A 24,025-nucleotide genomic window follows, 5' to 3' on the forward strand; every position below is an offset into this window, starting at 1 on the left:
CGTCAAAGCGCGCCCGTTGTTGATTTGCGATATCTCAAGCGGCCCCGTCGTCCGCCATGCTAGGATTATGCATGGCAAAGATCGCGATCATTGTCGGACATCCGCAGGAGCAGACCTTTTGCGAGGCGCTGGCGGAAGCCTATGAACGCGGTGCCAGGGCTGCGGGGCATGAGGCCAAGCTGTTCGCGCTGGCGCACATGAGCTTCGACCCGATCCTGCGCGGGGGCTATCGCTTTGAGCAGCCGCTCGAGCCCGACCTGCGCACAGCCTATGATTGGCTCGCCGCCAGCAGTCATTGGGTGATCGTCTTTCCGCTCTGGCTCGGCGACATGCCGGCGATCCTGAAGGCTTTTCTCGAGCGTATCCTGCAGCCCGATCTGATCCTGCGGCGCGACACCGAGAGCGCGATGAACTGGCGGATCTTCGAGAACAAATCCGCCCGCCTGATCATGACCATGGGCATGCCGGTGATGGTGTATCGCCTCTGGTACTGGCCGCATGCGCTGAAGCTGTTCCGCAACAACATCCTGCATTTCATCGGCGTGAAGCCGGTGCGCGAGACGCTGTTCGGCATGGTCGCCGACGTCTCGCACGAAAAGCGGGAGCGGTGGCTGAAAGAGGTCGAGGCGCTGGGCAAGGCCGGCGCGTGAGCGCAGCGGCATCGCCGCGTCCCCGTCATGGCGCATCCGGCCCGATGTCGCTCTCCGTCGCCTTTGACATCACACGCTTGTGCCATGCTTCCAGCGCCGCCCATTCGTCTTCGTTGCGCGCCATCATCTCGTCGAAGGTGAGGCCCTCGGCCTGGCCTTCGTCGAAGCCCTCCAGGAAGGCCAGCGCCTCCGGCGGCACCAGCGACAAGGCGGGCATGCAGGTGCGCGGATCGCCTTTGCAGGCCTTTCGGCGACGGCAGGCCCGCGTTCCGCAAAAGCGCCAGAGACAATAGAGGTCGGAAAGCCGTCGCGCGGCGGTGTGCAGTGTGAGGCGGCGTTTGGTCCGCGGGGTGGATCGTTTTGAACGTGACATTGAAGTCTCCCTGATTGTCCGCTCGTCCCCGCGGAGGCGGGGACCCAGGGGTTTGAGCAACTTGATCGCTTGTGGCTTTCTGGATTCCCGCCCTCGCGGGAATGAGCGGAGCAAGATGTGAAAGCCGGGATCAGCAAGGCGTGCGTCATCGCCCCTGTTGTTTGAGGCGCGGGGGCGCCTTGCACGCATCCCTTCGCGTGGCACGCAAAGGGCGAGGGGACGGAGCACCGGGCGGCGCACCTGTCCTTCAGTTGAGCCGCGCTGCCTTGCGACAACGCGGGCGCCTCCCGGCGCTCCGTCGTGACGTTTATGCGGCGCCGGGCCGCGCTTCGCGCGCGGTTCGTATCGAAACGAACCGCGTGTCAGCCGGCTCCCGGCAGAGGCTCTTAGTGGCCTCGGGCGGAGCCCCGGCGCCGCCCGGGGCCGGCTTGCGAGGCCGGACGCGGGCGCCACACCTGACGTCGCGTTTGCGACATCAGCCGAAACAGGATCGGCTCGCGCGAGCGCGCCAGCCCCGTCTCGGCGATCCCACGCAAGCCGGAGCAACCGGTTTTTGCGTCCCTCACGCGGGATCGGCGGCTAGGACTATAATCCAGATCCGGCAGGGCGGGGATAAGTTTTTTTTGTGCGATCGCCGGCCCGATTGGCAGCGCCGATCCGCCGGCCTGAATCCACCGTCGAACGGAATGAGCCCTTTGTTTTAACCTTTGGAGGCTTCAATCCCGCGGTCAGAATAAAAACCAAGGGAAGCGCCATGACCCAATGCCAGTGCGGTCACTCAACATGCGATCACGTGCCGAGCCACTTGCCGGATGCCGGACGGCGCGCGTTCTTCGGCGCGGCGGCGGCCGCCGCCGTCACCGTGGCCACGACATCGGCGCTGCAGGCGCAGACATCCGGCGTCGGCGTCACCGCGGACAAGCTGCCGGCCGGCAAGCGCGCCTTCATGGAGGAGGCGACGCGGCTCGCCATCGAGTCGGTTGAGAAAGGCTGGGGCGGACCATTCGGCGCGGTGATCGTGAAGGACGGCGAGATCATCGGCCGCGGCCAGAACCGCGTGCTGCTCACCGGCATTCCGGTCTATCACGCCGAGATCACCGCGATCATGGATGCGTCGGCGCGGCTCAACCCGAAGGCGCTGCTCGGCAGCGACTACGGCGCCGGCACCATCCTGGAGATGATCCCGCGTCCTGCCGGCTCGCCCGACCCGGTGCCGGAGCGCGCGAAAATGCTGAGCGGCTGCGAGATCTATATCAACGGCGCGCCGTGCCCGATGTGCATGAGCGCGATCTACTGGTCGCGCATCGACCATGTCTATTTCGCCGCCAGCCTGAAGGACACCAGCGCCATCGGCTTCGACGACGCCTTCCAGTACGAGGATTTCGCCAAGCCGTGGGCGGACCGGCGTATCGCGGTGACCGAAAATTTCGAACGCGACACCGGCCTGAAAGCGTATGCGGCGTGGATGAACAAGACGGACCGGCATCCGTATTGATGGCGCCGTATTAATCGCCTGCATCAGCCCCGGCGGGCTTGCGAAGCCGGACGCGGGCGCCACACCTGACATCGCTTTCGCGACATCAGCCGAAACAGGATCGGCTCGCGTGAGTGCGCCAGCCCTGTCCCGGCGATCCCACGCAAGCCGGAGCAACCGGTTTTGCGTCCCTCACGCGGGATCGGCGAGGGCAAGATTACGGCCGTGCGAGACGAGGGGGACAAGATTTTTTGAAAGGGCGCGCGTGGACGGAAGCCGCTGTCATCGCGGGACCTGACCCGGCCGAGCACGTCACTGTCATGGCGGGCTTGTCCCGACGATGCTTGTCACTGTCATGGCCGGGCTTGACCCGGCCATCCACGTCTTTTGCCAATGCGATACGGGGATAACTGGGAAGCAGCAACACATCGGAGTTGCCGAATCAGCTGCGGCTTCCCAAAGTGGGAGAAGTGATTCGGATCGACCACGGCAATGGCGATCTGGAATCAGCAAACAAGGCTTATGTTCGCTAGAATCTTCTCAGTTGACGAGTCGGTTTGTATCAAGAGCCGGAGAAAAGTCTAGCGCACATACGTCGCAAATCACAGGAGTGATACGATGACGACGGAGTGTGACGATTGTTCCAACTGGTCGGGCCTTTCGCCCGTCTGCAAGTGATCGGAGGCGAGGATGCCAACGATTGCTCTGCCGACCTTCCTCAAAATCTTGGGAAAGAGTTCGCCACAGAAAGTCACAGAATATAGCCGTTACTTAAAACCTGGCGGCTACAATTTCTACCACTCGCTGCATGACGCTGCGTATGCGCATACGATCGGCGGCGAGAGCTTCGAGGAATGTTTGGACAGTATTAAAGCCATTCCTCGGGTGTCGGAGCAGAAGTATAACGTCAATGCCTTCAAGCAGCTTGGCAAGTGGATCACGAAGAGCGGCGGCGCCAGCTTTTTCGCCGCCCCGGCAACGACGGTCGCATCGCCGAAGGGACACATCACCGTGAAGCTGCAGCCCGCGTTTGGTTGCGTCATCAGCGGCGAGCGCTGGCTCCTGCAGCTCTTCTATGCGAAGGACGCTACGCTCTCGAGGAGCGCGGTCTCGCTCGGCAAGCGCATGATGGAAAAGCACCTGGCGGTCGGCGACTTCGCTGATTGCAAGGTCGGCATCCTCGACCTTCGTAAACGCGAGGTTCTGAGTCCGCAGTTGGACGAACTCGCCATGGATCTTCTTCTCGACTCGGAATTCGGCTGGATCGACAGCTTCTTCGAGGCGCGGAAGGAACAGGTCAAGAAAGCCGCAGCGTAGTCGCCCGCATGCAACGAAAGTCTCCGGGCGTTACGCCAGGCGACTGTGCGCAGTCTGGTTTTAATTTCAGTTCATCTGAGCTGCGCTTGCTAGCGAATTTATTTCAGCCGCGGGCTTCTTGCAGCCTTACGAAAAAGCTAAACTATGGCCGAATTCAAATTGCACTCATGGTCGGCGAGAAACCCGCTGGCGATAATTGCGCTATTTATCTCGCTTATATACGGAATGAGTGCGCTATTGCTCGGAACATCAGTAGAAAACTTGACAACGCAAAATCAAACCGTGCTTGTCATCTTCATAGTTGGATTTCCCGTTGTCGTTTTGACGGTGTTCACTTGGTTAGTCTCGCAACATCACACGAAGCTCTATGGCCCATCAGACTTCCGGAGCGACAAAAGCTTTTTGGATGCCGGTCGTAACGCTCCGTCTGAGGAAGTGGGTAAGCGGCTAGAAGCGGAATTGGCGAGTGATTCTCCTATTGAGAAGTCAGATTCATCGCCGGAGCAGGCAGCAACATCATTAGAAATCAGGAAGACGCCGGAGGAAAAAGTCGAAGGGATAATCTTCGCAAAGGGCGTCGCGCGCTCGCAGCAGTTAAGTAAGGCTTTTCTCGCTGAAAGTCTCGTCTTTCAGGCGCTGCAATCAGAGTTTGGAGGATCGATCAGACGAGAAGTGGTTGTGTCAGGTGTGCACATCGACGGGCTTATATACACTCCGGACGGGAGCGTAGTAATTGTCGAGGTTAAGATATTCTCTGATCGATACGCAGAAGTATTTCGTCGTATTCGAGACGCGAGAAGCTTTCTTCAATCAGCGGAAGTCGCATTGCAGAGAGAGGGGATCGTGGGTGCAAAATCTCTGCTGGCAATTGTGATAGACGGAAATACAGGGCGACTATCCGAGCTGCGTTCGAAATTACAAAATTATTCTCGAGAAGAAGACCCGATCCAAATACGAATGTTCGGTTTGCAGGAGCTAATTTCGCAATTCGGTCTTGCGGAAAAATCGTGAAATACCGATGGGGTCGCATGAGGGGAAATAAGTTTTTCCAGTTCGGTATCAGCCATGCGACCAAAAGCGCTCACTCCGCCGCCTCAACTTTCCTTCTCTTCGGGCCACCCTTGGCCAGCACCGGCTTGAGATACTGCCCGGTATAGCTGCGCTTTTCCTTCACCACGTCTTCGGGCGTGCCGGCCGCCACGATCTCGCCGCCGCCGTCGCCACCTTCGGGGCCGAGATCGATGATCCAGTCCGCGGTCTTGATGACTTCGAGATTGTGCTCGATCACCACGACCGAATTGCCGGTCTCGACCAGCTCGTGCAGCACGTCGAGCAGCTTCGCCACGTCATGGAAATGCAGGCCGGTGGTCGGCTCGTCGAGAATATAGAGCGTGCGGCCGGTGGCGCGCTTACTCAATTCCTTGGCGAGCTTGATGCGCTGCGCCTCGCCGCCGGACAGCGTGGTCGCCTGCTGGCCGATGTGGATATAGCCGAGGCCGACGCGCTGCAGCGTGGTCAGGATATCGCGGATCTTCGGCACCGCCTTGAAGAAGTCGGCGCCTTCATCGACCGTCATGTCGAGAATGTCGGCAATCGACTTGTTCTTGAAGGTGACGTCGAGCGTCTCGCGATTGTAGCGCTTGCCCTTGCAGGTCTCGCAGGTGACGTAGACGTCGGGCAGGAAGTGCATCTCGATCTTGATGACGCCGTCGCCCTGGCAGGCCTCGCAGCGGCCGCCCTTGACGTTGAAGGAGAAGCGGCCGGGCTCGTAGCCGCGCGCTTTGGCTTCGGGGAGGCCGGCGAACCATTCGCGGATCGGCGTGAAGGCGCCGGTATAGGTCGCCGGGTTCGAGCGCGGCGTGCGGCCGATCGGCGACTGGTCGATGTCGATGATCTTGTCGATGTGTTCGAGGCCCTCGATCTTGTCGTGCGGGGCGGGGGCATCGCTCGCGCCGTTCAGCTTGCGGGCGATCGACTTGTAGAGCGTGTCGACCAGGAAGGTCGACTTGCCGCCGCCCGAGACGCCGGTGACGGCGGTGAACAGGCCGAGCGGGATTTCGGCGGTGACGTTTTTCAGGTTGTTGCCGCGCGCATTGACGACCTTGAGCGCGCGATGCTTCGTCGGCGCGCGGCGCTCTGGAACGGGAATGCCGTATTCGCCGATCAGATATTTGCCGGTGATCGAGTGCTTGTCGCTCATGATCTGATCCGGCGTGCCCTGCGCGACGATGCGGCCGCCATGCCGGCCGGCGCCGGGGCCGATATCGAGCACATAATCGGCGAGGCGGATCGCGTCCTCGTCATGCTCGACCACGATCACGGTGTTGCCGAGATCGCGCAGGCGTTTCAGCGTTTCAAGGAGGCGCGCATTGTCGCGCTGATGCAGGCCGATACTCGGCTCGTCCAGCACATAAAGAACGCCGGTGAGGCCCGAGCCGATCTGCGAAGCCAGACGAATGCGCTGGCTTTCGCCGCCGGAGAGCGTGCCGGAGGCTCTGGCGAGCGTCAGATATTCGAGGCCGACATCGACCAGGAAGCGCAGGCGGTCGCGGATCTCCTTCAGGATGCGGACGGCGATTTCGGTCTGCTGCTTGTTCAGTTGCTTGGGAATGTCGTTGAACCATTCCGCCGCGCGCTTGATGCTCATCTCGGAGACCTGGCCGATATGCAAGCCGCCGATCTTCACGCACAACGCTTCCGGCTTCAGGCGATAGCCGTTGCAGGCATCGCACGGCACGTCGGTGAAATACTTGCCGAGCTCCTCACGCGCCCATTCGCTTTCGGTTTCGCGGAAGCGCCGTTCCAGATTGGTGATGACGCCCTCGAACGGCTTTTTGGTGTTGTAGGACCGCATGCCGTCGTCATAGGTGAACTTGATCTCGTCGTCGCCCGAGCCATAGAGGATCGCGTCTTGAGTCTTCTTGGCCAGCGCCTTCCACTTGGTGTCGAGCGTGAACTTGTAATGCTTGCCGAGCGCTTCCAGTGTCTGCACGTAATAGGGTGACGATGATTTCGCCCATGGCGCGATCGCGCCCTTGCGGAGCGTTGCGTCCTTGTCGGGGATGACGAGGTCGGCATCGATATGCTGCTCGACGCCGAGGCCGCCGCATTTCGGGCAGGCGCCGAACGGATTGTTGAACGAAAACAAACGTGGCTCGATTTCGGCAATGGTGAAGCCGGAGACCGGGCAGGCGAATTTCTCCGAGAACAGCATACGCTCTTCGGCATGCGCGCCCTTCAGCCGCTTGCCTTCGACGGCGGCGCCATCGGCGAATTCCGCCACCGCCATGCCTTCGGCGAGATGCAACGCGGTCTCGAAGCTTTCGGCGAGCCGCTGCTTGATGTCGGATCGCACCACGATGCGGTCCACCACCACGTCGATATTGTGCTTGAACTTCTTGTCGAGCACCGGCGCGTTGGCGATCTCGTAATATTGGCCGTCGATCTTCAGCCGCTGGAAGCCGCGCTTCATCCAGTCAGCGATCTCTTTCTTGTATTCGCCCTTCCGGTCGCGCACGACCGGCGCCAGGATGTAGAGGCGGGTGCCCTCTGGCAGCGCCAACACGCGATCGACCATCTGCGACACCGTCTGGCTTTCGATCGGCAGGCCGGTGGCGGGCGAGTAGGGCACGCCGACCCGCGCCCAGAGGAGGCGCATGTAGTCGTAGATCTCGGTGACGGTGCCGACGGTCGAACGCGGGTTCTTCGAGGTGGTCTTCTGCTCGATCGAGATGGCCGGCGAGAGGCCGTCGATCTGGTCGACATCCGGCTTCTGCATCATCTCCAGGAACTGCCGGGCATAGGCCGACAGCGACTCGACGTAGCGGCGCTGCCCTTCCGCATAGATCGTGTCGAATGCGAGCGAGGATTTGCCGGAGCCGGACAGGCCGGTGAACACCACCAGCGAATCGCGCGGCAGGTCGACATCGACATTCTTGAGATTGTGCTCGCGCGCCCCGCGGATCGAAATGAACCGGCGGTCGGCGGCCAAAGAGGATTTGGATTTGGCGCTCTTGTCGAAAAGGTCGTTCATGCAGCCGGATCTTCGGGCCTGGAGGTCATTAATTCAGGGCGGCGGAGGTCCGGCGCGCGGAAGGCAGGCGGGCGGACAGATGCGAACATAGTAAGAACGGCGGCAATGCGCTAGTGCCCGCCGACGCACTGCTGCCATCTGGGGACAAGTGGGCGGCGCCGGCTGGCCGGGATCATGTCAAAAACAAAAGGGCCGGCGTGAAGCCGGCCCTTTGGCAATGTCGTGCCGCTGCGAGGCGGATCAGTATCGTGCGACAACCGGCGAGACCGGCGTCTTGCCCCAGTCGAACTTGTAATTCAGTCCAGCTTTGAGCGTGTGGACCGAGTCGAGTTCATGGCGCCAGCAGAAGGTGGCACCGCCTGACGTGCCGCAAACATCGGCGTCTTTCAGGTCGATAAACAGATACTCGATTTTTACGCTCCAGTTGTTGAGCCAAGCCCATTCAATGCCGCCGCCGACGGCCCAGGTCGTGAGCGTCTCGTTGTTCGTTGCGTTGATGAGACCGCCGCCGCAGCCGCCAGTCGAGCAGTTGTCGAACGTTGCCCGATTGAGATTGACGAATGCCGCGCCGCCCTTGGCATAGAGCATGACGCGATCCCAAGCATAGCCAAGCCGGCCACCGGCGAAGCCGTACCATTCGCCCACCCTGGCGCTCGAAAGCGTATCCAGGGCCGGGCTCAAGGGATCGGCCGCCAGGCCATCCAGCTTGATGTAGCCAAATTCGCCCTCGATGCCCCAAACCCATGGCGAACCGACAGCCTGCCAATTCCAGCCGATCGTGCCGCCGCCAATGAAGCTGGAATCCAGCCCATGCGACCAGGACGAACCGGCAACATTGTAACCATCCAGGTCGGTACTGTTTGCGTCACCGCCCCAAGCGCCACCTGCGAAGCCGCCGATATAGAAACCGGTCCAGTTGTAAATAACGGGCGCGGGTGGAGGAGCCTTATAGGCGGGACGCAAGTCCGCCGCGCTGACCGGCATACAGAGTGCGTAACCAATGAGTGCTGTGATTCCCAATCGAGTTTGCCACATGGTGTCCCCCGTCGGCATAAAACTCTTGGTGCAGCCAATATACATGTATTCCGTGGGAGTAGCGTGATGTTTCAGCAACGCTCATTAAAAAACGTAACCTCTGTTTGCTCGAGCAAATTTTGTTGCTTGACAGTGTAGGTGTTTTTTTGCCGCCGACTCACTGCCAAAACAAAAGGGCCGGCGTGAAGCCGGCCCTTTGATCGTTGGATGAACGCTCGGGGGATCAGTATTTCGCCATCACCGGGGCCGGGGTCTTGCCCCAATTGAAGGTGTAGTTCAGGCGGCCCATGATGGTGTGGATCTGCGTATCGAAGTCGATGTAGCTGGCGGGGGAGCCATTGGTTTGAGTGGTGAGCTTATCGCCCATCGTCAGGTCGTAGTAATTGTATTCGACCGCGAAGCTCCAGTTCGGCGCGAAGGCATATTCAACGCCGCCGCCAACCGTCCAGCCGCTGGCATTGCCAGAGACGGAGGAGGTGACGCCGTTCGTCGCATTCAGCGTGGAGAGTTCGACACTGGCGCCGGCCCAGCCACCCTTGGCGTAAGCGAGCCAGCGATCCCAGGCATAACCGATCTGACCGGTTACTGAATACAGCTGGTCGATGTCGGTGGTGCGGAAGCGATCCGGGAAGCCGAGATTGGCAAGCGCGACCGACGCTTCGGTGATCTGCAGGTCCGTACCGGACCACATGCCTTCGACACCGAGAACCCAGTTGCCCCATTGCCCGCGCCAGCCAACCTGACCACCGGCGATCCAGTTATCTTTGCTGTGGGTGTTGTTGATGAAGAGGCCGTTGATCGTCGCATCGGTTGCCCAATCGGCATCCATGAATGCGCCGCCGACCTGACCGCCGATATAGAGACCCGACCAGTTGTAAATCGTTACCGGCGGCGGAGCCGGCGGTGCCTTGTACACCGGCCGAGCCATGTCGGCAGCTTGTGCCGCGCCGAAGCTGAGCGCCGCCGCGACGACGGTTGTTGAAACGAGAAGCCGCATATTCAAACCCCCCAATGTTGCGAGCGCAACGTCAGAAAACGAACGCGGCATCAACGACAACATTTCGATTTAGTTTCAGCTCAAAAGAGCGAAATTCGACTGTGTTGCAATTGAGCGACGTTCAGCCAATCGCCTAGGTTGTTACAATAACAATCACGCGTTTTCTCGCTAGGACTTTTCTGCAACATTCTCATCAAATTGCAAAGATGGTGCGTTGATAGGGGTTGACAACAACTGAGCGGTACTACGTTCCAGAAATTTCGAAGCAAAATTTATGGCGAAGTTATTTCTTCTATGAGCGCTGTGCGGAACTTTGTTTGTTCCGAGTCGTTCAAGACAGTTGGCGGGGTAGATTCGGAAAAGGGTTCTCCATGGCCACGCGTGCGTATTGGTCCGGCCGTATTCGATTGGCGTTGGTTTCAATCCCTGTGGAAGTGGTGTCGGCCACCAAGACGTCAAGCCGAATTTCCTTTCATCAGATCCACGAGCCGAGCGGAAAACGCATCCGCTACGAGAAGGTCGTGCCCGGCATCGGTCCGGTCGATACTGATGAAATCGTCAAAGGTTATGAGGTCGAGAAGGGCAAATATGTGCTGCTCTCCGACGAAGAAATCGCCGATGTGAAACTGGAAGCGAAGAAGTCGATCGATCTCGTGCAATTCGTCGATGCCGACGCGATCGAACAGATCTATTTCGAGAAGCCGTTCTATATCCTGCCATCCGAGGAAGACGAAGATGCCGAAGAGGCCTATATCGTCCTGCGCGATGCGCTGAAGAAAACAAACAAGATCGGGCTTGGCCAGATCGTCGTGCGCGGGCAGGGCTCGATCGTTGCGATCAAGCCATTCGGCAAGGGCCTGTTGATGGAGACACTGCGCTACGCCGACGAAGTGAAGAAGGCGGACACGGTGTTCGAGGATGTGCCGGCGAAGAAAGTCGACGCCGATCTGATCGATCTTGCGGAAGAATTGATCGACAAGAAGTCCGGTGAATTCCATCCGGAGAAATTCAAGGACACCTACACGGTTGCGCTGCGCGAACTGATCAAGGCGAAGCAGGAAAACCGTCCGCCGCGCGAGATCGAGGAAGCGCCGCCGGCATCCAATGTCATCAATCTCATGGATGCCTTGAAACGCAGTGTCAGAGGTGGCAGCGCCGAGACAACCAAGGCGGAGAAGTCTGAATCTGGCGGCACACGCAAGGCTGCGCGCAAGACCAAATCCACAGGCAAGCCGGCCAAGAAATCCGCGCGCAAGACCTCAGGCCGGCGCAGGGCGGCATAACAGGACCACATCATGCCGCGCGGCAGCCTTCGCGACTATCACGCCAAGCGGGACTTCAAGCTAACGGCCGAGCCGAAGGGCGTCGTCGGCAAACGCAAGTCGACCGGTTTGCGCTACCTGATCCAGAAGCATGACGCATCACGCCTGCATTACGATTTCCGGCTGGAATGGAACGGCACGCTGCTGAGCTGGGCGGTGCCGAAAGGACCGAGCGAGAATCCCGACGACAAGCGTCTTGCGGTGCATGTCGAGGATCATCCGATCGAATATGGCGATTTCGAAGGCACGATTCCCGAAGGACAATATGGCGGCGGCACGGTGATGCTGTGGGACACCGGCACCTGGGAGCCGCATGAAGACGATGTCGATGCCTCGCTGAAGAAGGGCAAGCTTGGCTTCACATTGTATGGCAAACGGCTGAAGGGAAACTGGGCGCTGGTGAAACTTCGCCGGCGCAGCCCCAAAGACAAGGACAATTGGCTGCTGATCAAGGAGCATGACGAATACGAGCGCAAGACCGGCAAGCTGACGGTCGAGCGCGAGACGTCGAGCGTGAAATCCGGCCGGGCAATGGATGAGATCGCCGCCGGCAAGACGGTCTGGCAATCGAACCGGGGAAACGGGCGCGGGTCTTCACGTGGGTCTTCGGAAGTCGAAGAGATCATTGCGGGACCGGCGAGAACGAAAAGCGCCAGCGGCTCAAAAAAAAAGTCCTTAAGTCAGTCAAGCGAAAAGCCGCCAAGCAAAACATCAAGCGTAGGCAAAACGTCAATCGCAAGACTGCCGGCCTTCATAGCGCCGCAGCTCGCAACACTGGTCGAGGCCCCGCCAAGCGGAAATAACTGGCTGCACGAAATCAAATATGACGGCTATCGCGCGGTCGCGGCGGTTGCCGGCGACAAGGTCGCGATCTGGACGCGCAACGCGCTGAATTGGACCGACAAATTCCGGTCGCTGGTCCCGGCCTTGCTGAAGCTTCCCTGCGAGAGCGCATTGCTGGACGGCGAGATCGCCGTTGCTGATGCGGAGGGCCGTACCGATTTCGGGGCGCTGCAGAATGCGCTGAGCGAAGGGGCGGGCCGCATGGCCTATTATCTCTTCGATCTGTTGCTTCTCGATGGGAAGGATTTGCGCCAGCGTCCGTTGATCGAGCGCAAGGACATACTGCGCGATCTTTTGTCATCCTCGGCCGGCAAGGGACCGCTGATCTATTCCGACCACGTGGTCGGTCATGGCGAAGAAACCTTTGCGCAAGCGAGCAAGCTCAAGCTGGAAGGCCTGATCTCGAAAGAGGCCGGTGCGCCGTATCGTTCGGGCCGCACGCGGAGCTGGCTGAAAAGCAAATGCGGTTTCGAGCAGGAATTCGTCATCATCGGCTGGCGGCCATCGACCAAGGCAGGACGGCCATTCTCATCCTTGCTGCTGGCGGTGCGCGAGGGCGATCATTATCGGTATGCCGGGCGCGTCGGCAGCGGCTATTCGGGGGCAGGACTCGAAAGCCTGTCGAAGCAGTTCAAGGCGCTGGCGCGCAAGACGCCGCCGGTGAAGGATGTGCCGCCGGACATCGCGCGGCGCGCGAAGTTCATCGAACCGCAGCTCGTCGCCGAAATCGCCTTTCGCGGCTGGACGCGCGATGGCCTCGTCCGGCAGGCGTCGTTCAAGGGATTGCGCAGCGACAAGCCCGCAAAAGAGATCGTGAAGGAGACGCCGATGCCGACACGCAAGGTGGCCAAGGCTGCTGCGACATCCGCAAAGAAGGCGGCAAGCAAGTCTGCGCCGAAAGCGAGCAGCGCGCGGCGGAAGGCGGCGGCCCCGCGCAAGCCTGTCCGTTCGTCCGCCAGCGACGGTGCAGAGCAAATCGAAGGCGTCCGCGTCACCCATCCCGATAAGGTGCTGTTCGCGGCCCAGGACGTCACCAAGCGCGAGTTGATCGATCATTATCTGTCGATTGCCGATGCGATGCTGCCGCATATTGTTGACCGGCCGATCAGCCTCGTGCGCTGTCCGAGTGGCAGCGGCGGATCGTGCTTCTATCAGAAGCATGCCTCGGATGGCTTTCCCGGCGAGTTCAAGTCGATCAGCATTCGCGAGAAATCGGGCACCGACAAATATCTCTATATCGAGGACGAGCGCGGGCTCATCGCCGCGGTGCAGGTGGGCGTGCTGGAACTGCATCTGTGGTGCTGCCATGTCGACGATGTCGAGAAGCCGGACCGGCTGATCTTCGATTTCGATCCCGACGAGGGGCTCGACTTCATACATGTCAGGGAAGCGGCGAAGGAGATGCGCGCCCGGCTGAAGGATCTCGGTCTTGAATCCTTCCCGATGGTGACGGGCGGGAAGGGCGTGCATGTGGTCGCACCGCTCAAGCCCGGCCATAGCTGGGACGAGCATCGCGAATTCGCCGAAGCGCTGGCGCGGGTGATGGCGGAGGAGCATCCCGACCGTTTCGTCGCCAACATGTCGAAGGCCAAGCGCAAGGGAAAGATCTTCGTCGATTATCTGCGCAACCAGCGCGGCGCGACGGCGATCTGCCCGTTCTCGACGCGGGCGCGGCCAGGTGCCTATGTCGCGATGCCGGTGTCGTGGCAGAAGCTGGCCCGGCTCGACAATGCGCATCCGGTGGCGGTGGGCGAGGCGGCAAAGTTTTTGGGCCGCAGCGATCCCTGGCCGGGCTACTTCAAGCTCAGGCAGCCGCTGCCGAGGATGTAGGGCCGAGCGCGCGATGCCGGAGGCCTTTGAGTTGCGCAGCGGTATTTTTGCTGCTAGAACAAAAAGAGAACTTTGTTGACGGTATGGTGTTGAACCGGCCTTGTGCGCGACCACTTGTGGAAAAGGCTTGCTGCGGCAAGCGGCGGCGGACGCGACGCACTAGGGTGCGGGATTGCGCCGGTTTGAACGGGAGAGTGTTATGGCGGGTTCGGTGAACAAAGTGATCCTGGTAGGAAATCTCGGGAAGGACCCCGAAATCCGCCGGACGCAGGACGGGCGGCCGATTGCCAACCTCTCGATCGCGACGTCCGACACCTGGCGCGACAAGGCGACCGGCGAGCGCAAGGAAAAGACCGAGTGGCATCGCGTGGTGATCTTCAATGAGGGCCTGTGCAAGGTCGCCGAGCAATATCTGAAGAAGGGCGCCAAGGTTTACATCGAGGGTGCGCTGCAGACCCGCAAATGGACCGACAAGGACGGCGTCGAGAAATACTCGACCGAAGTGGTGCTGCAGGGCTTCAACTCGACGCTGACCATGCTGGATGGCCGCAGCGGTGGCGGCGGTGGTGACCGCGTGTCCGATTATTCTGGGGCTGACGATTTCGGCTCGCCCGGACCGACCGCCTCGCGCCGGCCGGCGATGGCTGGCGGCGGCGGTCGCGGCGACATGGACGACGAAATTCCGTTCTAGCCCGGGCCGCGTTAAGCCCACGCCGCGCGCACGCCGTCGATCACGAATTGCACGGCGAGCGCGGCGAGGATGACGCCGAGCAGGCGCTCCAGCACGATGTTGCCGGTGACGCCGAGCAGTTTCGCCAGTCGCGCGCCGATCATGAAGGCGAGCAGGCACGAAATCAGCACGATGGCGATGACCGCAATCAGACTGCCCAGGCGGACGATGTCCTGGCCGGCGCGTCCAGCCAGGAGAATGGCGGCGGTGATCGCGCCGGGGCCGGCCATCAGCGGGATCGCCAGCGGGAAGGCGGCGATATTGCGCACCTGATCGTCGATCGCCGCTTCCGCCTCATGCGATTTCCGCACGATGCGCACGCCGAACACCATTTCTGAGGCGATCGAGAACAGCAGCAGGCCGCCGGCGATGCGGAACGCCGGCAGGCCGATGCCCAGCTTGTTCAGGAGCCAACTGCCAATCAGCGTTGCCCCGCACAGGATGGCAAAGGCAATCAGGCTGGCGCGCAGCGCGACCTGACGGCGCGCCTTGGCCGGCAGCCCCTTCGTCAACGAGACGAAGATCGGCACGAGCCCGAGCGGATCGACCACAACCAGCAGAGTGACGAGGGCCGAGATGAAGAAGTCGAACGGCATGCAACGAGCCTCGCCCGAAGCGTGAAAAAAGGCAATGCTGGGGCAGGTTCGTAGGTGACTAAAAAGGGTCGCCTAACAATTTGAAATATAAGAGAAATTTACGAGGTTTCCGTCATAAAAGTGTTGGCTTTGGCGACGTGAATCGGCTATGGGAGCGCCAGCCGAATTCTGCTGGAAAAATTCCTTGTCTGAACCTGAAAATCCCGCGTCCGGAGGCTCCCTGCCGCCGGATATTCGCCCCGTGTCGATCACGGAGGAAATGAAGCGCTCGTATCTCGATTACGCCATGAGCGTGATCGTCTCGCGTGCGCTGCCGGACGCGCGTGACGGCCTCAAGCCCGTGCATCGGCGCATCCTCTATTCGATGAACGAGCAGGGGCATACGCCCGACAAGAAATACGTGAAATCGGCGCGTATCGTCGGTGACGTGATGGGTAAATATCACCCGCACGGCGACCAGGCGATCTATGACTCGCTGGTGCGTATGGCGCAGGATTTCTCCATGCGCCTGATGCTGATCGACGGGCAGGGCAATTTCGGCTCGGTCGACGGCGATCCACCCGCGGCGATGCGTTATACAGAATCGCGCCTGGCGCGTCCGGCGATGTCGCTTCTGGCCGACATCGACAGCGACACCGTCGATTTCAATCCGAACTATGACGGCAACGAAAGAGAGCCGGCGGTTCTGCCGGCGCGTTTCCCCAATCTTCTGGCCAATGGCGCCGGCGGCATCGCCGTCGGCATGGCGACCAATATTCCGCCGCATAATCTCGGCGAACTGATCGACGCTTGCGTCGCGATGATCGACGATCCGGCGATCTCGATCGACGACCTCAACGCGATCATTCCGGGACCCGATTTCCCGACCGGCGGCGTGATCCTTGGCCGCGGCGGCATCCGCAACGCTTATCACACCGGCCGCGGCTCGATCATGATGCGCGGCAAGGTCGAGATGGAGACGGTCCGCAAGGAGCGGGAAGCCATCGTCGTCACCGAAATCCCGTATCAGGTGAACAAAGCCACAATGGTTGAGCGCATCGCCGAACTGGTGCGCGAGAAGAAGATCGAGGGTGTCGCCGACCTGCGCGACGAGTCCAACCGCGAAGGCTATCGCGTCGTCATCGAACTGAAGCGCGATGCCATTCCCGATGTCGTGCTGAACCAGCTTTATCGCTACACGCCGCTGCAGACCTCGTTCGGCGCCAATATGGTGGCGCTGGATGGTGGCCGCCCGCTGCTGATGAACCTGAAGGACCTGTTGTCGTCCTTCCTGGCGTTCCGCGAAGAGGTGGTGTCGCGGCGCACCAAATTCCTGCTCAACAAGGCGCGCGACCGCGCGCATGTGTTGGTCGGTCTGGCCATCGCCGTCGCCAATATCGACGAGATCATCCGGCTGATCCGGGCATCGAAAGACGCCAACGCGGCGCGCGAGGCGTTGATCGCGCGCGACTGGCCGGCCCGGGATGTCGAGGCGATGATCACGCTGATCGACGATCCGCGTCACCGCATCAACGAAGACGGCACCTACAAGCTCTCCGAGACCCAGGCACGCGCCATTCTCGACCTGCGGCTGCAGCGCCTGACCGCGCTCGGCGTCGAGGAAATCCAGGCCGAACTGGACAAGCTGGCGGCCGAGATCAGCAATTATCTCGATATCCTGCGCTCGCGCGCGCGGATCCAGCAGATCGTCAAGGACGAACTGGCGGAAGTGAGGGACGCCTTCGCGACGCCGCGCCGCACCGAGATCGTCGAACAGATGGACGAGGTGGAGGAGGAAGATCTCATCCACCGCGAGGACATGGTCGTCACCGTCTCGCATCAGGGTTACATCAAGCGCGTGCCGCTCTCGACCTATCGGGCGCAGCGCCGCGGCGGCAAAGGCCGTGCCGGCATGCAGACACGGGACGAGGATTTCGTCGCGCGGCTGTTCGTGGCCTCGACCCACGCGCCGATGCTGTATTTCTCCTCGCTCGGCCGCGTCTACAAGCTGAAGGTCTGGAAGCTGCCGGTGGCAGCACCACAGGCGCGCGGCAAGGCGCTGATCAATATCCTGCCGCTGGCGCAGGGCGAGCGCATCACCACCATCATGCCGTTGCCGGAAGACGAGACGACGTGGTCCGAACTCGATGTGATGTTCGCGACCACCAGCGGCACCGTGCGACGTAACAAGCTGTCCGATTTCGCCGACGTGCGTCCGTCCGGCATCATCGCCATGAAGCTTGAAGATGGCGAGGCGATCGTCGACGTGCAGATCTGCACCGAGAAGGACGACGTGCTGCTGACGGCCGCCGGCGGCCAATGCATCCGCTTTGCTGTGCCGGAAGTACGTGTCTTCACCGGCCGTACATCGCGCGGCGTGCGCGGCATTGCGCTGGCCGAAGGCGATACGCTCATCTCGATGACGATCCTGCGTCATGTGGAGGCCTCGTCCGAAGAACGCGTCGCTTATCTGCGCCGGGCCAATGCCGTGCGTCGCGGTGGCGAAGCCGACGAGACCGCGCCGGCCGACGCAGAGGAGACCAATGGCAACGGCATCGAACTGGGCGAGGCGCGCTATGTCGAGATGTCGGCAGCCGAGCAATTCGTGCTGACACTCTCCGAACGCGGCTATGGCAAGCGCACATCGTCGTACGAGTACCGGATCACCGGCCGCGGCGGCAAAGGCATCACCGCCATGGCGATCACGCAGAAGAACGGCAAGATCGTCGCCTCCTTCCCGGTGGAAGAGTCGGATCAGATCATGCTGGTCACCGATGCGGGCAAGCTGATCCGCACCGGTGTCAGCGGCATCCGCATCGCCGGCCGGTCGACGCAGGGTGTGATCGTGTTCGACACGGCGGAAGACGAGCGGGTGGTGTCGGTCGAGCGGCTGTCCGACGACGGCGAAGACGTCTCCAACGGATCGTAAATCGGGCGCGCAAGCCCGCTTTTATCATAATCCAGCAAACGAACTGTAATTCGCGGCATTCAATGACGCGAACAGGATGAGGGGTGTGTCATGCAGGCGGAAGACGCAAGCGAGCTGATGGATCAGGAAAAGATCCACGACAGGTTCAAGCAAAGAGCTGCGATCGCGATCGCTTTCTTCGCCATGCTGCTGGCGATCACCGGGCTTGGCGGTCAGAATGCGACCAAGGAAGCGCTTAACAGCAATATCCAGGCCTCGAACTACTGGAGTTTTTTCCAGGCCAAGAATGTGCGCCAGACCGTCTATCAACTGGCCGCCGACGAATTCGAGCTGGCGTGGCTGAACGACACGACATTATCGCCGGAGGCGAGGGCGGCTTTGAAGACAAAGGCCGAAGCCTACCGCAAGACCGTCGCGCGCTATGAAAGCGAGCCGGAGACCAACGAAGGCAAGAAAGAGCTCATCTCGCGCGCCAAGGAAGAAGAAGGCAAGCGCGAGCACGCGCTGAAACAGGATCCTTATTTCGATTACGCCGAAGCGCTGCTGCAGATTGCGATCGTGCTGATTTCGGTCGCGATCGTTGCCGATCTGGTCTGGCTCAGCTTTTTCGGCGGCGCGATCGGTGCGATCGGCGGGCTTTTGATGGTCAACGGCTATCTGCTGCTGGTGAACGTGCCGTTCCTCAGTTGAATGGCGCTAACGATCCGGAGTGACCGCCGATGTCGGGAGCACAGCCACCTTCGCGCCGGACGATGATTTTCAGTAAACGAAAATAAACGTTCGCCGGTTAAGGCCATGCGTCATGAGCCTCGATACCCTTGCGGGTCGCACGGTGGCGGGCTAGACGGAACTGTATGCCGCGCATCGCCCTTTATGCCGGGTCGTTCGACCCTGTCACCAATGGCCATCTGGACGTGGTCCGGCAGGCCGCAAGGCTGGCCGACCGGCTCGTTCTTGCCATCGGCGTCCATCCCGGAAAAACCCCGATTTTTACCGCCCAAGAGCGCATGGACATGCTGGCCGAATGCTGCAAACCGATCGCGCGCGAGATCGGCTGCGAGATCGGCTATCTGACCTTCGACGACCTCGTGGTGCGGGCGGCGCAGCGTGAAAGCGCGACCATCCTGATCCGCGGCCTCCGCGACGGCTCGGACTTCGATTATGAAATGCAGATGGCCGGTATGAATGGGGCCATGGTGCCGGAGGTGCAGACCATCTTCCTGCCGGCATCCCCCGATGTACGCCCGATCACCGCCACACTCGTGCGGCAGATCGCCAAAATGGGCGGCGAGATTTCGCATTTCGTGCCGGCCAGTGTCGCCGCGCGCCTGAAGGCGAAATTTTCCTCTTAAGGTCCACGTCAAGGTCCAAGACTTCATTCAGGAGCTTTCATGATCCGTATCTTCGCCTTGCTGGCTGCGCTTGTGCTCGCTGCCCCGGCCCAGATCCAACCGGCGCTCGCCCAATCCGATCCGCAGAACACGCTGGTGCTGGAAACCACCAAGGGCCCGGTGGTGATCCGCCTGCGCGCCGATATCGCGCCGAACCACGCCGCACGCCTGAAACAGCTGGCGCGCGACGGTTTCTATAACAACGCGCCGTTCCACCGCGTCATTCCGGGCTTCATGGCGCAGACCGGCGACGGCGATCGCGGCGATGGCCGCGGCAAGTCGAAATATCCGAACATCAATCAGGAATTCTCACAGGTGCCGTTCCGTCGGGGCATCGTCGGCATGGCGAGAGCCAGCGATCCGAACTCGGCCAACAGCCAGTTCTTCATCACCTTCGGCGAGGCGCCGCACCTGAACGGGCAATACACCGTCGTCGGTGAAGTGGTGTCCGGCATGGATAATGTCGACAAGATCAAGAAGGGCGAGCCGGTGCAGGATCCCGATCGCATCACCCGCGCCTTCGTCCAGGCCGACGGCAAGAAATAGCCGGCAGCAACACTGAGGCCGGTGGACGAAAACCGCTGCCGGCCGTCATAACAAGGAGAAGAGAACAATGGCGACCGATCCCGAAAACACGCTGAAGCTCGAAACCACCCAGGGCGATGTCGTCATTGCCATGCGGCCGGACCTCGCGCCGAACCATGTGGCGCGCATCAAGGAACTGGTGCGAGAAGGCTTCTATGACGGCATCGTCTTTCACCGCGTGATCGACGGCTTCATGGCGCAGACCGGCTGCCCGCACGGTACCGGTACCGGCGGCTCGGGCAAGAAGCTGAAGGCCGAGTTCAATGCCGAACCGCATGTGCGCGGCACCGCCTCGATGGCACGGGCGCAGAACCCCGATTCCGGCGACAGCCAGTTCTTCATCTGCTTCGACGACGCGCCGTTCTTGAACAAGCAATACACGGTCTGGGGCAAGGTCGTTGAAGGCATGGAGAATGTCGACAAGATCAAGCGCGGCGAGCCGGTACAGAATCCCGACAAGATCATCAAGGCGACGATGCTGGCGGACGCTTGATTGGTCATTCCGGGACGGCCCAATGGGCCGGGCCCGGTATCCAGTCTTCCTTTCGTGGTTCTGGATTCCGGGCTCGCTTGCTTTGCAAGCGCCCCGGAATGACAAACGACCATGCAAACCTCACTCTTCGATTTCGATTTGCCCGCCGAGAACATCGCGCTGCGGCCCGCTTCGCCGCGCGATGCCGCGCGCCTGATGGTGGTGTGGCCGGGGCAATCGCCCGAGACCGAAGACAAGATCGTGCGCGATCTGCCGGACCTGCTGCAGGCTGGCGACGCGCTGGTGGTCAACGACACCAAGGTCATTCCGGCGCGGCTGTTCGGCCGGCGCATCGGTCGCGGCGAGGAGCCGAAGATCGAAGCGACCTTGCACAAGCGCATCGATGGCTCGCGCTGGCGCGCCTTCGTCAAGCCGGCCAAGCGCTTGCAGGCCGGGGACATCGTGCGCTTTGGCGACGAAGGCAAGGTGTGTTTCCTCGGCCAGCTCGATGCGACGGTGGAAGACAAAGGCGAGGGCGGCGAGGTGACATTGTCCTTCGCCTTTCACGGCGCGATACTGGATCAGGCCATCGCCGAGCGCGGCGCGATGCCGTTGCCGCCGTATATCGCGTCGAAGCGTCCCGCCGACGAACGCGATCTCACTGATTACCAGACCATGTTTGCCGACGAGGAAGGCTCGGTCGCAGCACCGACAGCGGCGTTGCATTTCACGCCGTCGCTGATCGAGCGATTGATTGCGAATGGCATTCAGTTGCATCGCCTGACCTTGCATGTCGGAGCAGGGACGTTCCTGCCGGTCAAGGGCGAGGATACCGCCGAACACAAGATGCATTCCGAATGGGGCGAGATCGACGAGACGACCGCGAACGCGCTCAACGCGGTGCGCGCCAAGGGCGGGCGGATCGTGCCGGTCGGCACCACGGCGCTAAGGCTTCTCGAAAGTGCCGCAGACGAGAGCGGCACCGTTCGCCCCTTCTGCGGCGAAACCGATATCTTCATCACGCCGGGCTATCGCTTCCGCGCGGCCGATCTGATGATGACCAATTTCCACCTACCGCGATCGACGCTGTTCATGCTGGTCTCGGCCTTTGCCGGGCTCGACACGATGCAGCGCGCCTATGCGCATGCGATTGCGACGGGATACCGGTTCTATTCGTACGGGGATGCGTGTTTGCTGCATCCGGCTGAGCAACGATGAGCAATCCCTTCTCCTTCCACCTCATTGCCTCCGATGGCACCGCGCGCGCCGGCGAGATCGAGACCGCGCATGGCCGTATCGCGACGCCGGCGTTCATGCCGGTCGGCACGCAGGCGACCGTGAAAGCGATGATGCCGGATGACGTGGCGCGCACCGGCGCCGATATCCTCCTTGGCAACACCTATCACCTGATGCTGCGGCCGGGACCCGAGCGCATTGCGGCACTTGGCGGCCTGCATCAGTTCATGAACTGGCACAAGCCGATCCTGACGGACTCGGGCGGCTTCCAGGTCATGTCGCTTTCGCAATTGCGCAAGATCGACGAGAAGGCGGTGACCTTCCGCTCGCATCTCGACGGCGCGATGTACGAACTCTCGCCGGAGCGTGCGGTCGAGATCCAGCGTCTGCTCGGCGCCGATATCTCGATGCAACTCGACGAGTGCATTCGCCTGCCGGCGAAGCGCGACGAGATCGATCGGGCGATGCAGCTCTCGCTGCGCTGGGCAGAGCGCTGCAAACGCGCCTTTGAAGGCGCAAAACCCGGCCATGCGTTATTCGGCATCGTGCAGGGCGGCGACGATCCGGCGCTGCGCATTGCGAGCGCGAAGGCGCTCGTTGACATGGATTTTCAGGGCTACGCGATCGGCGGTCTTGCGGTCGGCGAGCCGCAGGCGGTGATGCTGTCGATGATCGATATCGTCGCGCCAGTACTGCCGGCAGACCGGCCGCGTTACCTGATGGGCGTCGGCACACCGGACGATCTGATCGAAGCGATCTGGCGGGGCATCGACATGTTCGATTGCGTGATGCCGACCCGCAACGGACGCCACGGCGTCGCCTTCACCCGCTATGGCCAGATCAACCTGAAGAACGCGCGCCACGCCGACGATCCGCGGCCGCTCGACGAGCGCAGTCCTTACGCCCCGACGCGCACCTATTCGCGCGCCTATCTGCATCACCTCGTCAAGGCGAACGAGACGCTGGGCGCCATGCTGCTGTCGCAGGTTAACCTCGCCTATTACCAGGCGCTGATGCTGGGCGCTCGCGAAGCCATTGCCGCCGGCACGTTCAACGACTATCGCGTGTCCGTGAAAGCCGGCTGGGAAGAGGGCGACATTCCACCACGCTAAGCACTCACCAACCGGCATCTACTTCGCGCGACAACGCATTTTTATTGACGCGTTTTCTTCACGCGAACCGGTTCCCACTTCGCTCGAAAACGCTTTGGCGCATCAAATCTCGCGATAAATGTCCCTGATCTGACGCCGGAACCACGCGTGTTTGGCATCGTGCTTATTGCGCACGTGCCAGACCATGCTGGTGGTGATGGCGGCGACATCCAGCGGTACCGGCCGTTTGACCAGGCCGAACGACTTTTCGAAAACGCCCGAGGCCAGTTCGGTAAAAACGCCGATCATGTCGCTGCGCGAAAGCAAATAAGGGACCGCCGTGAAGTTGGAGACAGAGACAAGCGGATCGCGTCGCAGATTGTGACGGGACAGCAGCTCGTCGAAGATCGCCGTACGTGCGCCGGTCGCGCTGACGACGATATGCGGAAACGAAAGCACCGCTTCAATGTCGAACCGCTTCCGGGCTTTGGCGAGAGGATGCTCGCGCCGGAACACGCAGAACAGTTTTTCATCGCGCAGCCGCTCGATGTTGAGATGCGGTGGTCTCTCGTCACACCAGGCCAGCGCCACATCGGTCTGGTCGGCATCCAGGAGATCCATCGCACGGGTTCGATCCGCAGTTACGATGTGGAGCGACATATTCGGCGCAAACTGTCGCAAGCGATCGAACAACGGCGGGACAATGGCCAAGCTGAGCCGATCAGGCGCGCTCAGCCGCAATGTTCCCGATGCCCGCGCCGGATCGAATTCCGTATCGCTGCCAAGACATTTTTCAATCTTGTCGATCGCTTCCCGCAGCGGCCGCCGGATCGCTTCGGCGCGCGGCGTCAGGACCAGCCCTCCTTTGGAGCCGCGAACCAACAGATCATCGCCGAGCAAGGTACGCAGTCTGCGCAGCGCATTGCTTACCGCGGGCTGCGACCGGTGCAGCACTTCGGCTGACCGCGTGACATTGCGCTCTGTGATCAGGGTGTCGAGGACCCGCAGAAGATTGAAATCGAGATGGCTGAGATTCACGAGGCACCATTCACGTGATGAATTATGCCAATTGGTATTATAAATTATGAAAATGGGGAAGTGTGCCTATTCTGCGGGCAACGGGCCCCCGGCGATGCAGTCCG

At 61.1% G+C, this 24,025-nt stretch carries 20 protein-coding genes; 14 read left to right on the top strand and 6 right to left on the bottom strand.

Annotated elements, in window-relative coordinates; all coding sequences use genetic code 11:
• Positions 1 to 71: 71 nt before the first annotated feature.
• A complete protein-coding gene (locus tag CAK95_RS22185; RefSeq protein ID WP_086089897.1) occupies positions 72 to 650 on the top strand; it encodes an NAD(P)H-dependent oxidoreductase in 579 nt (192 codons plus the stop codon).
• 25 nt (positions 651 to 675) lie between these two features.
• Here the strand turns inward: CAK95_RS22185 and CAK95_RS22190 are convergent, their stop codons facing one another.
• Positions 676 to 1,023: a hypothetical protein gene (locus CAK95_RS22190; protein ID WP_086089898.1), complete on the bottom strand. Its 348-nt coding sequence runs from the start codon at positions 1,021 to 1,023 to the stop codon at positions 676 to 678.
• Positions 1,024 to 1,777: 754 nt separating this feature from the next.
• Between CAK95_RS22190 and CAK95_RS22195 the strand changes: the two genes are divergently transcribed.
• The 3 genes from CAK95_RS22195 (at position 1,778) to CAK95_RS22205 (ending at position 4,825) form a co-directional block, all read left to right on the top strand.
• On the top strand, positions 1,778 to 2,518 hold the full coding sequence (locus tag CAK95_RS22195; RefSeq protein ID WP_198343752.1) for a nucleoside deaminase: 741 nt from the start codon (positions 1,778 to 1,780) through the stop codon (positions 2,516 to 2,518).
• 669 nt (positions 2,519 to 3,187) lie between these two features.
• A complete protein-coding gene (locus tag CAK95_RS22200) occupies positions 3,188 to 3,814 on the top strand; it encodes a hypothetical protein (protein ID WP_086089899.1) in 627 nt (208 codons plus the stop codon).
• A gap of 144 nt (positions 3,815 to 3,958) precedes the next feature.
• Entirely contained in the window at positions 3,959 to 4,825 is an 867-nt protein-coding gene (locus CAK95_RS22205; RefSeq protein WP_086089900.1) for a hypothetical protein, read from the top strand.
• Between the two features lie 70 nt (positions 4,826 to 4,895).
• Here CAK95_RS22205 and uvrA read toward each other — a convergent pair whose 3' ends face one another.
• The 3 genes from uvrA to CAK95_RS22220 form a co-directional block, all read right to left on the bottom strand.
• Positions 4,896 to 7,847 (bottom strand): excinuclease ABC subunit UvrA, encoded by a 2,952-nt coding sequence (uvrA, locus tag CAK95_RS22210; protein WP_086089901.1) that lies wholly within the window; start codon positions 7,845 to 7,847, stop codon positions 4,896 to 4,898.
• Positions 7,848 to 8,087: 240 nt separating this feature from the next.
• On the bottom strand, positions 8,088 to 8,882 hold the full coding sequence (locus CAK95_RS22215; protein ID WP_198343753.1) for an outer membrane protein: 795 nt from the start codon (positions 8,880 to 8,882) through the stop codon (positions 8,088 to 8,090).
• Positions 8,883 to 9,105: 223 nt separating this feature from the next.
• Entirely contained in the window at positions 9,106 to 9,879 is a 774-nt protein-coding gene (locus tag CAK95_RS22220; protein ID WP_157699700.1) for an outer membrane protein, read from the bottom strand.
• 371 nt (positions 9,880 to 10,250) lie between these two features.
• On the opposite strand from CAK95_RS22220, the gene ku reads away from it, so the two are divergent.
• From ku to CAK95_RS22235, 3 genes are all read left to right on the top strand, one after another.
• Positions 10,251 to 11,162: a non-homologous end joining protein Ku gene (gene ku, locus CAK95_RS22225; RefSeq protein ID WP_086089904.1), complete on the top strand. Its 912-nt coding sequence runs from the start codon at positions 10,251 to 10,253 to the stop codon at positions 11,160 to 11,162.
• Positions 11,163 to 11,174: 12 nt separating this feature from the next.
• The gene (gene ligD, locus CAK95_RS22230) at positions 11,175 to 13,874 is read left to right on the top strand and encodes a DNA ligase D (RefSeq protein WP_183044169.1); all 2,700 of its coding nucleotides are present in this window, start codon (positions 11,175 to 11,177) and stop codon (positions 13,872 to 13,874) included.
• 199 nt (positions 13,875 to 14,073) lie between these two features.
• Positions 14,074 to 14,565: a single-stranded DNA-binding protein gene (locus CAK95_RS22235; protein ID WP_086089906.1), complete on the top strand. Its 492-nt coding sequence runs from the start codon at positions 14,074 to 14,076 to the stop codon at positions 14,563 to 14,565.
• 11 nt (positions 14,566 to 14,576) lie between these two features.
• On the opposite strand, the gene CAK95_RS22240 is transcribed toward CAK95_RS22235, so the two are convergent.
• Positions 14,577 to 15,200: a MarC family protein gene (locus CAK95_RS22240; RefSeq protein WP_086089907.1), complete on the bottom strand. Its 624-nt coding sequence runs from the start codon at positions 15,198 to 15,200 to the stop codon at positions 14,577 to 14,579.
• Between the two features lie 184 nt (positions 15,201 to 15,384).
• On the opposite strand from CAK95_RS22240, the gene gyrA reads away from it, so the two are divergent.
• The 7 genes from gyrA (at position 15,385) to tgt (ending at position 22,904) form a co-directional block, all read left to right on the top strand.
• Positions 15,385 to 18,108: a DNA gyrase subunit A gene (gene gyrA / locus CAK95_RS22245; protein ID WP_245303493.1), complete on the top strand. Its 2,724-nt coding sequence runs from the start codon at positions 15,385 to 15,387 to the stop codon at positions 18,106 to 18,108.
• 90 nt (positions 18,109 to 18,198) lie between these two features.
• Positions 18,199 to 18,798: a DUF4337 domain-containing protein gene (locus CAK95_RS22250; RefSeq protein WP_086089909.1), complete on the top strand. Its 600-nt coding sequence runs from the start codon at positions 18,199 to 18,201 to the stop codon at positions 18,796 to 18,798.
• A 164-nt stretch (positions 18,799 to 18,962) separates the two neighbouring features.
• A complete protein-coding gene (gene coaD, locus CAK95_RS22255) occupies positions 18,963 to 19,460 on the top strand; it encodes a pantetheine-phosphate adenylyltransferase (RefSeq protein ID WP_086089910.1) in 498 nt (165 codons plus the stop codon).
• A gap of 39 nt (positions 19,461 to 19,499) precedes the next feature.
• Positions 19,500 to 20,045, top strand: a complete 546-nt coding sequence (locus tag CAK95_RS22260; protein ID WP_086089911.1) for a peptidylprolyl isomerase — start codon at positions 19,500 to 19,502, stop codon at positions 20,043 to 20,045.
• Positions 20,046 to 20,112: 67 nt separating this feature from the next.
• Entirely contained in the window at positions 20,113 to 20,577 is a 465-nt protein-coding gene (locus tag CAK95_RS22265; RefSeq protein ID WP_086089912.1) for a peptidylprolyl isomerase, read from the top strand.
• 111 nt (positions 20,578 to 20,688) lie between these two features.
• On the top strand, positions 20,689 to 21,774 hold the full coding sequence (gene queA / locus CAK95_RS22270) for a tRNA preQ1(34) S-adenosylmethionine ribosyltransferase-isomerase QueA (protein ID WP_086089913.1): 1,086 nt from the start codon (positions 20,689 to 20,691) through the stop codon (positions 21,772 to 21,774).
• Positions 21,771 to 22,904 (top strand): tRNA guanosine(34) transglycosylase Tgt, encoded by a 1,134-nt coding sequence (gene tgt / locus CAK95_RS22275; RefSeq protein ID WP_086089914.1) that lies wholly within the window; start codon positions 21,771 to 21,773, stop codon positions 22,902 to 22,904. The genes queA and tgt overlap by 4 nt, the downstream gene beginning before the upstream one ends.
• A gap of 102 nt (positions 22,905 to 23,006) precedes the next feature.
• Here tgt and CAK95_RS22280 read toward each other — a convergent pair whose 3' ends face one another.
• On the bottom strand, positions 23,007 to 23,921 hold the full coding sequence (locus CAK95_RS22280; RefSeq protein WP_086089915.1) for a LysR family transcriptional regulator: 915 nt from the start codon (positions 23,919 to 23,921) through the stop codon (positions 23,007 to 23,009).
• Positions 23,922 to 24,025 lie beyond the last annotated feature (104 nt).

The sequence above is a fragment of the Pseudorhodoplanes sinuspersici genome, assembly GCF_002119765.1.
GTDB lineage: Bacteria > Pseudomonadota > Alphaproteobacteria > Rhizobiales > Xanthobacteraceae > Pseudorhodoplanes > Pseudorhodoplanes sinuspersici.

Coding starts and splice junctions, on each gene's coding strand:
- CAK95_RS22185 (WP_086089897.1), top strand. CDS start 72: ATGGCAAAGATCGCGATCATTGTCGGACATCCGCAGGAGCAGACCTTT.
- CAK95_RS22190 (WP_086089898.1), bottom strand. CDS start 1,023: ATGTCACGTTCAAAACGATCCACCCCGCGGACCAAACGCCGCCTCACA.
- CAK95_RS22195 (WP_198343752.1), top strand. CDS start 1,778: ATGACCCAATGCCAGTGCGGTCACTCAACATGCGATCACGTGCCGAGC.
- CAK95_RS22200 (WP_086089899.1), top strand. CDS start 3,188: ATGCCAACGATTGCTCTGCCGACCTTCCTCAAAATCTTGGGAAAGAGT.
- CAK95_RS22205 (WP_086089900.1), top strand. CDS start 3,959: ATGGCCGAATTCAAATTGCACTCATGGTCGGCGAGAAACCCGCTGGCG.
- uvrA (WP_086089901.1), bottom strand. CDS start 7,847: ATGAACGACCTTTTCGACAAGAGCGCCAAATCCAAATCCTCTTTGGCC.
- CAK95_RS22215 (WP_198343753.1), bottom strand. CDS start 8,882: ATGTGGCAAACTCGATTGGGAATCACAGCACTCATTGGTTACGCACTC.
- CAK95_RS22220 (WP_157699700.1), bottom strand. CDS start 9,879: ATGCGGCTTCTCGTTTCAACAACCGTCGTCGCGGCGGCGCTCAGCTTC.
- ku (WP_086089904.1), top strand. CDS start 10,251: ATGGCCACGCGTGCGTATTGGTCCGGCCGTATTCGATTGGCGTTGGTT.
- ligD (WP_183044169.1), top strand. CDS start 11,175: ATGCCGCGCGGCAGCCTTCGCGACTATCACGCCAAGCGGGACTTCAAG.
- CAK95_RS22235 (WP_086089906.1), top strand. CDS start 14,074: ATGGCGGGTTCGGTGAACAAAGTGATCCTGGTAGGAAATCTCGGGAAG.
- CAK95_RS22240 (WP_086089907.1), bottom strand. CDS start 15,200: ATGCCGTTCGACTTCTTCATCTCGGCCCTCGTCACTCTGCTGGTTGTG.
- CAK95_RS22250 (WP_086089909.1), top strand. CDS start 18,199: ATGCAGGCGGAAGACGCAAGCGAGCTGATGGATCAGGAAAAGATCCAC.
- coaD (WP_086089910.1), top strand. CDS start 18,963: ATGCCGCGCATCGCCCTTTATGCCGGGTCGTTCGACCCTGTCACCAAT.
- CAK95_RS22260 (WP_086089911.1), top strand. CDS start 19,500: ATGATCCGTATCTTCGCCTTGCTGGCTGCGCTTGTGCTCGCTGCCCCG.
- CAK95_RS22265 (WP_086089912.1), top strand. CDS start 20,113: ATGGCGACCGATCCCGAAAACACGCTGAAGCTCGAAACCACCCAGGGC.
- queA (WP_086089913.1), top strand. CDS start 20,689: ATGCAAACCTCACTCTTCGATTTCGATTTGCCCGCCGAGAACATCGCG.
- tgt (WP_086089914.1), top strand. CDS start 21,771: ATGAGCAATCCCTTCTCCTTCCACCTCATTGCCTCCGATGGCACCGCG.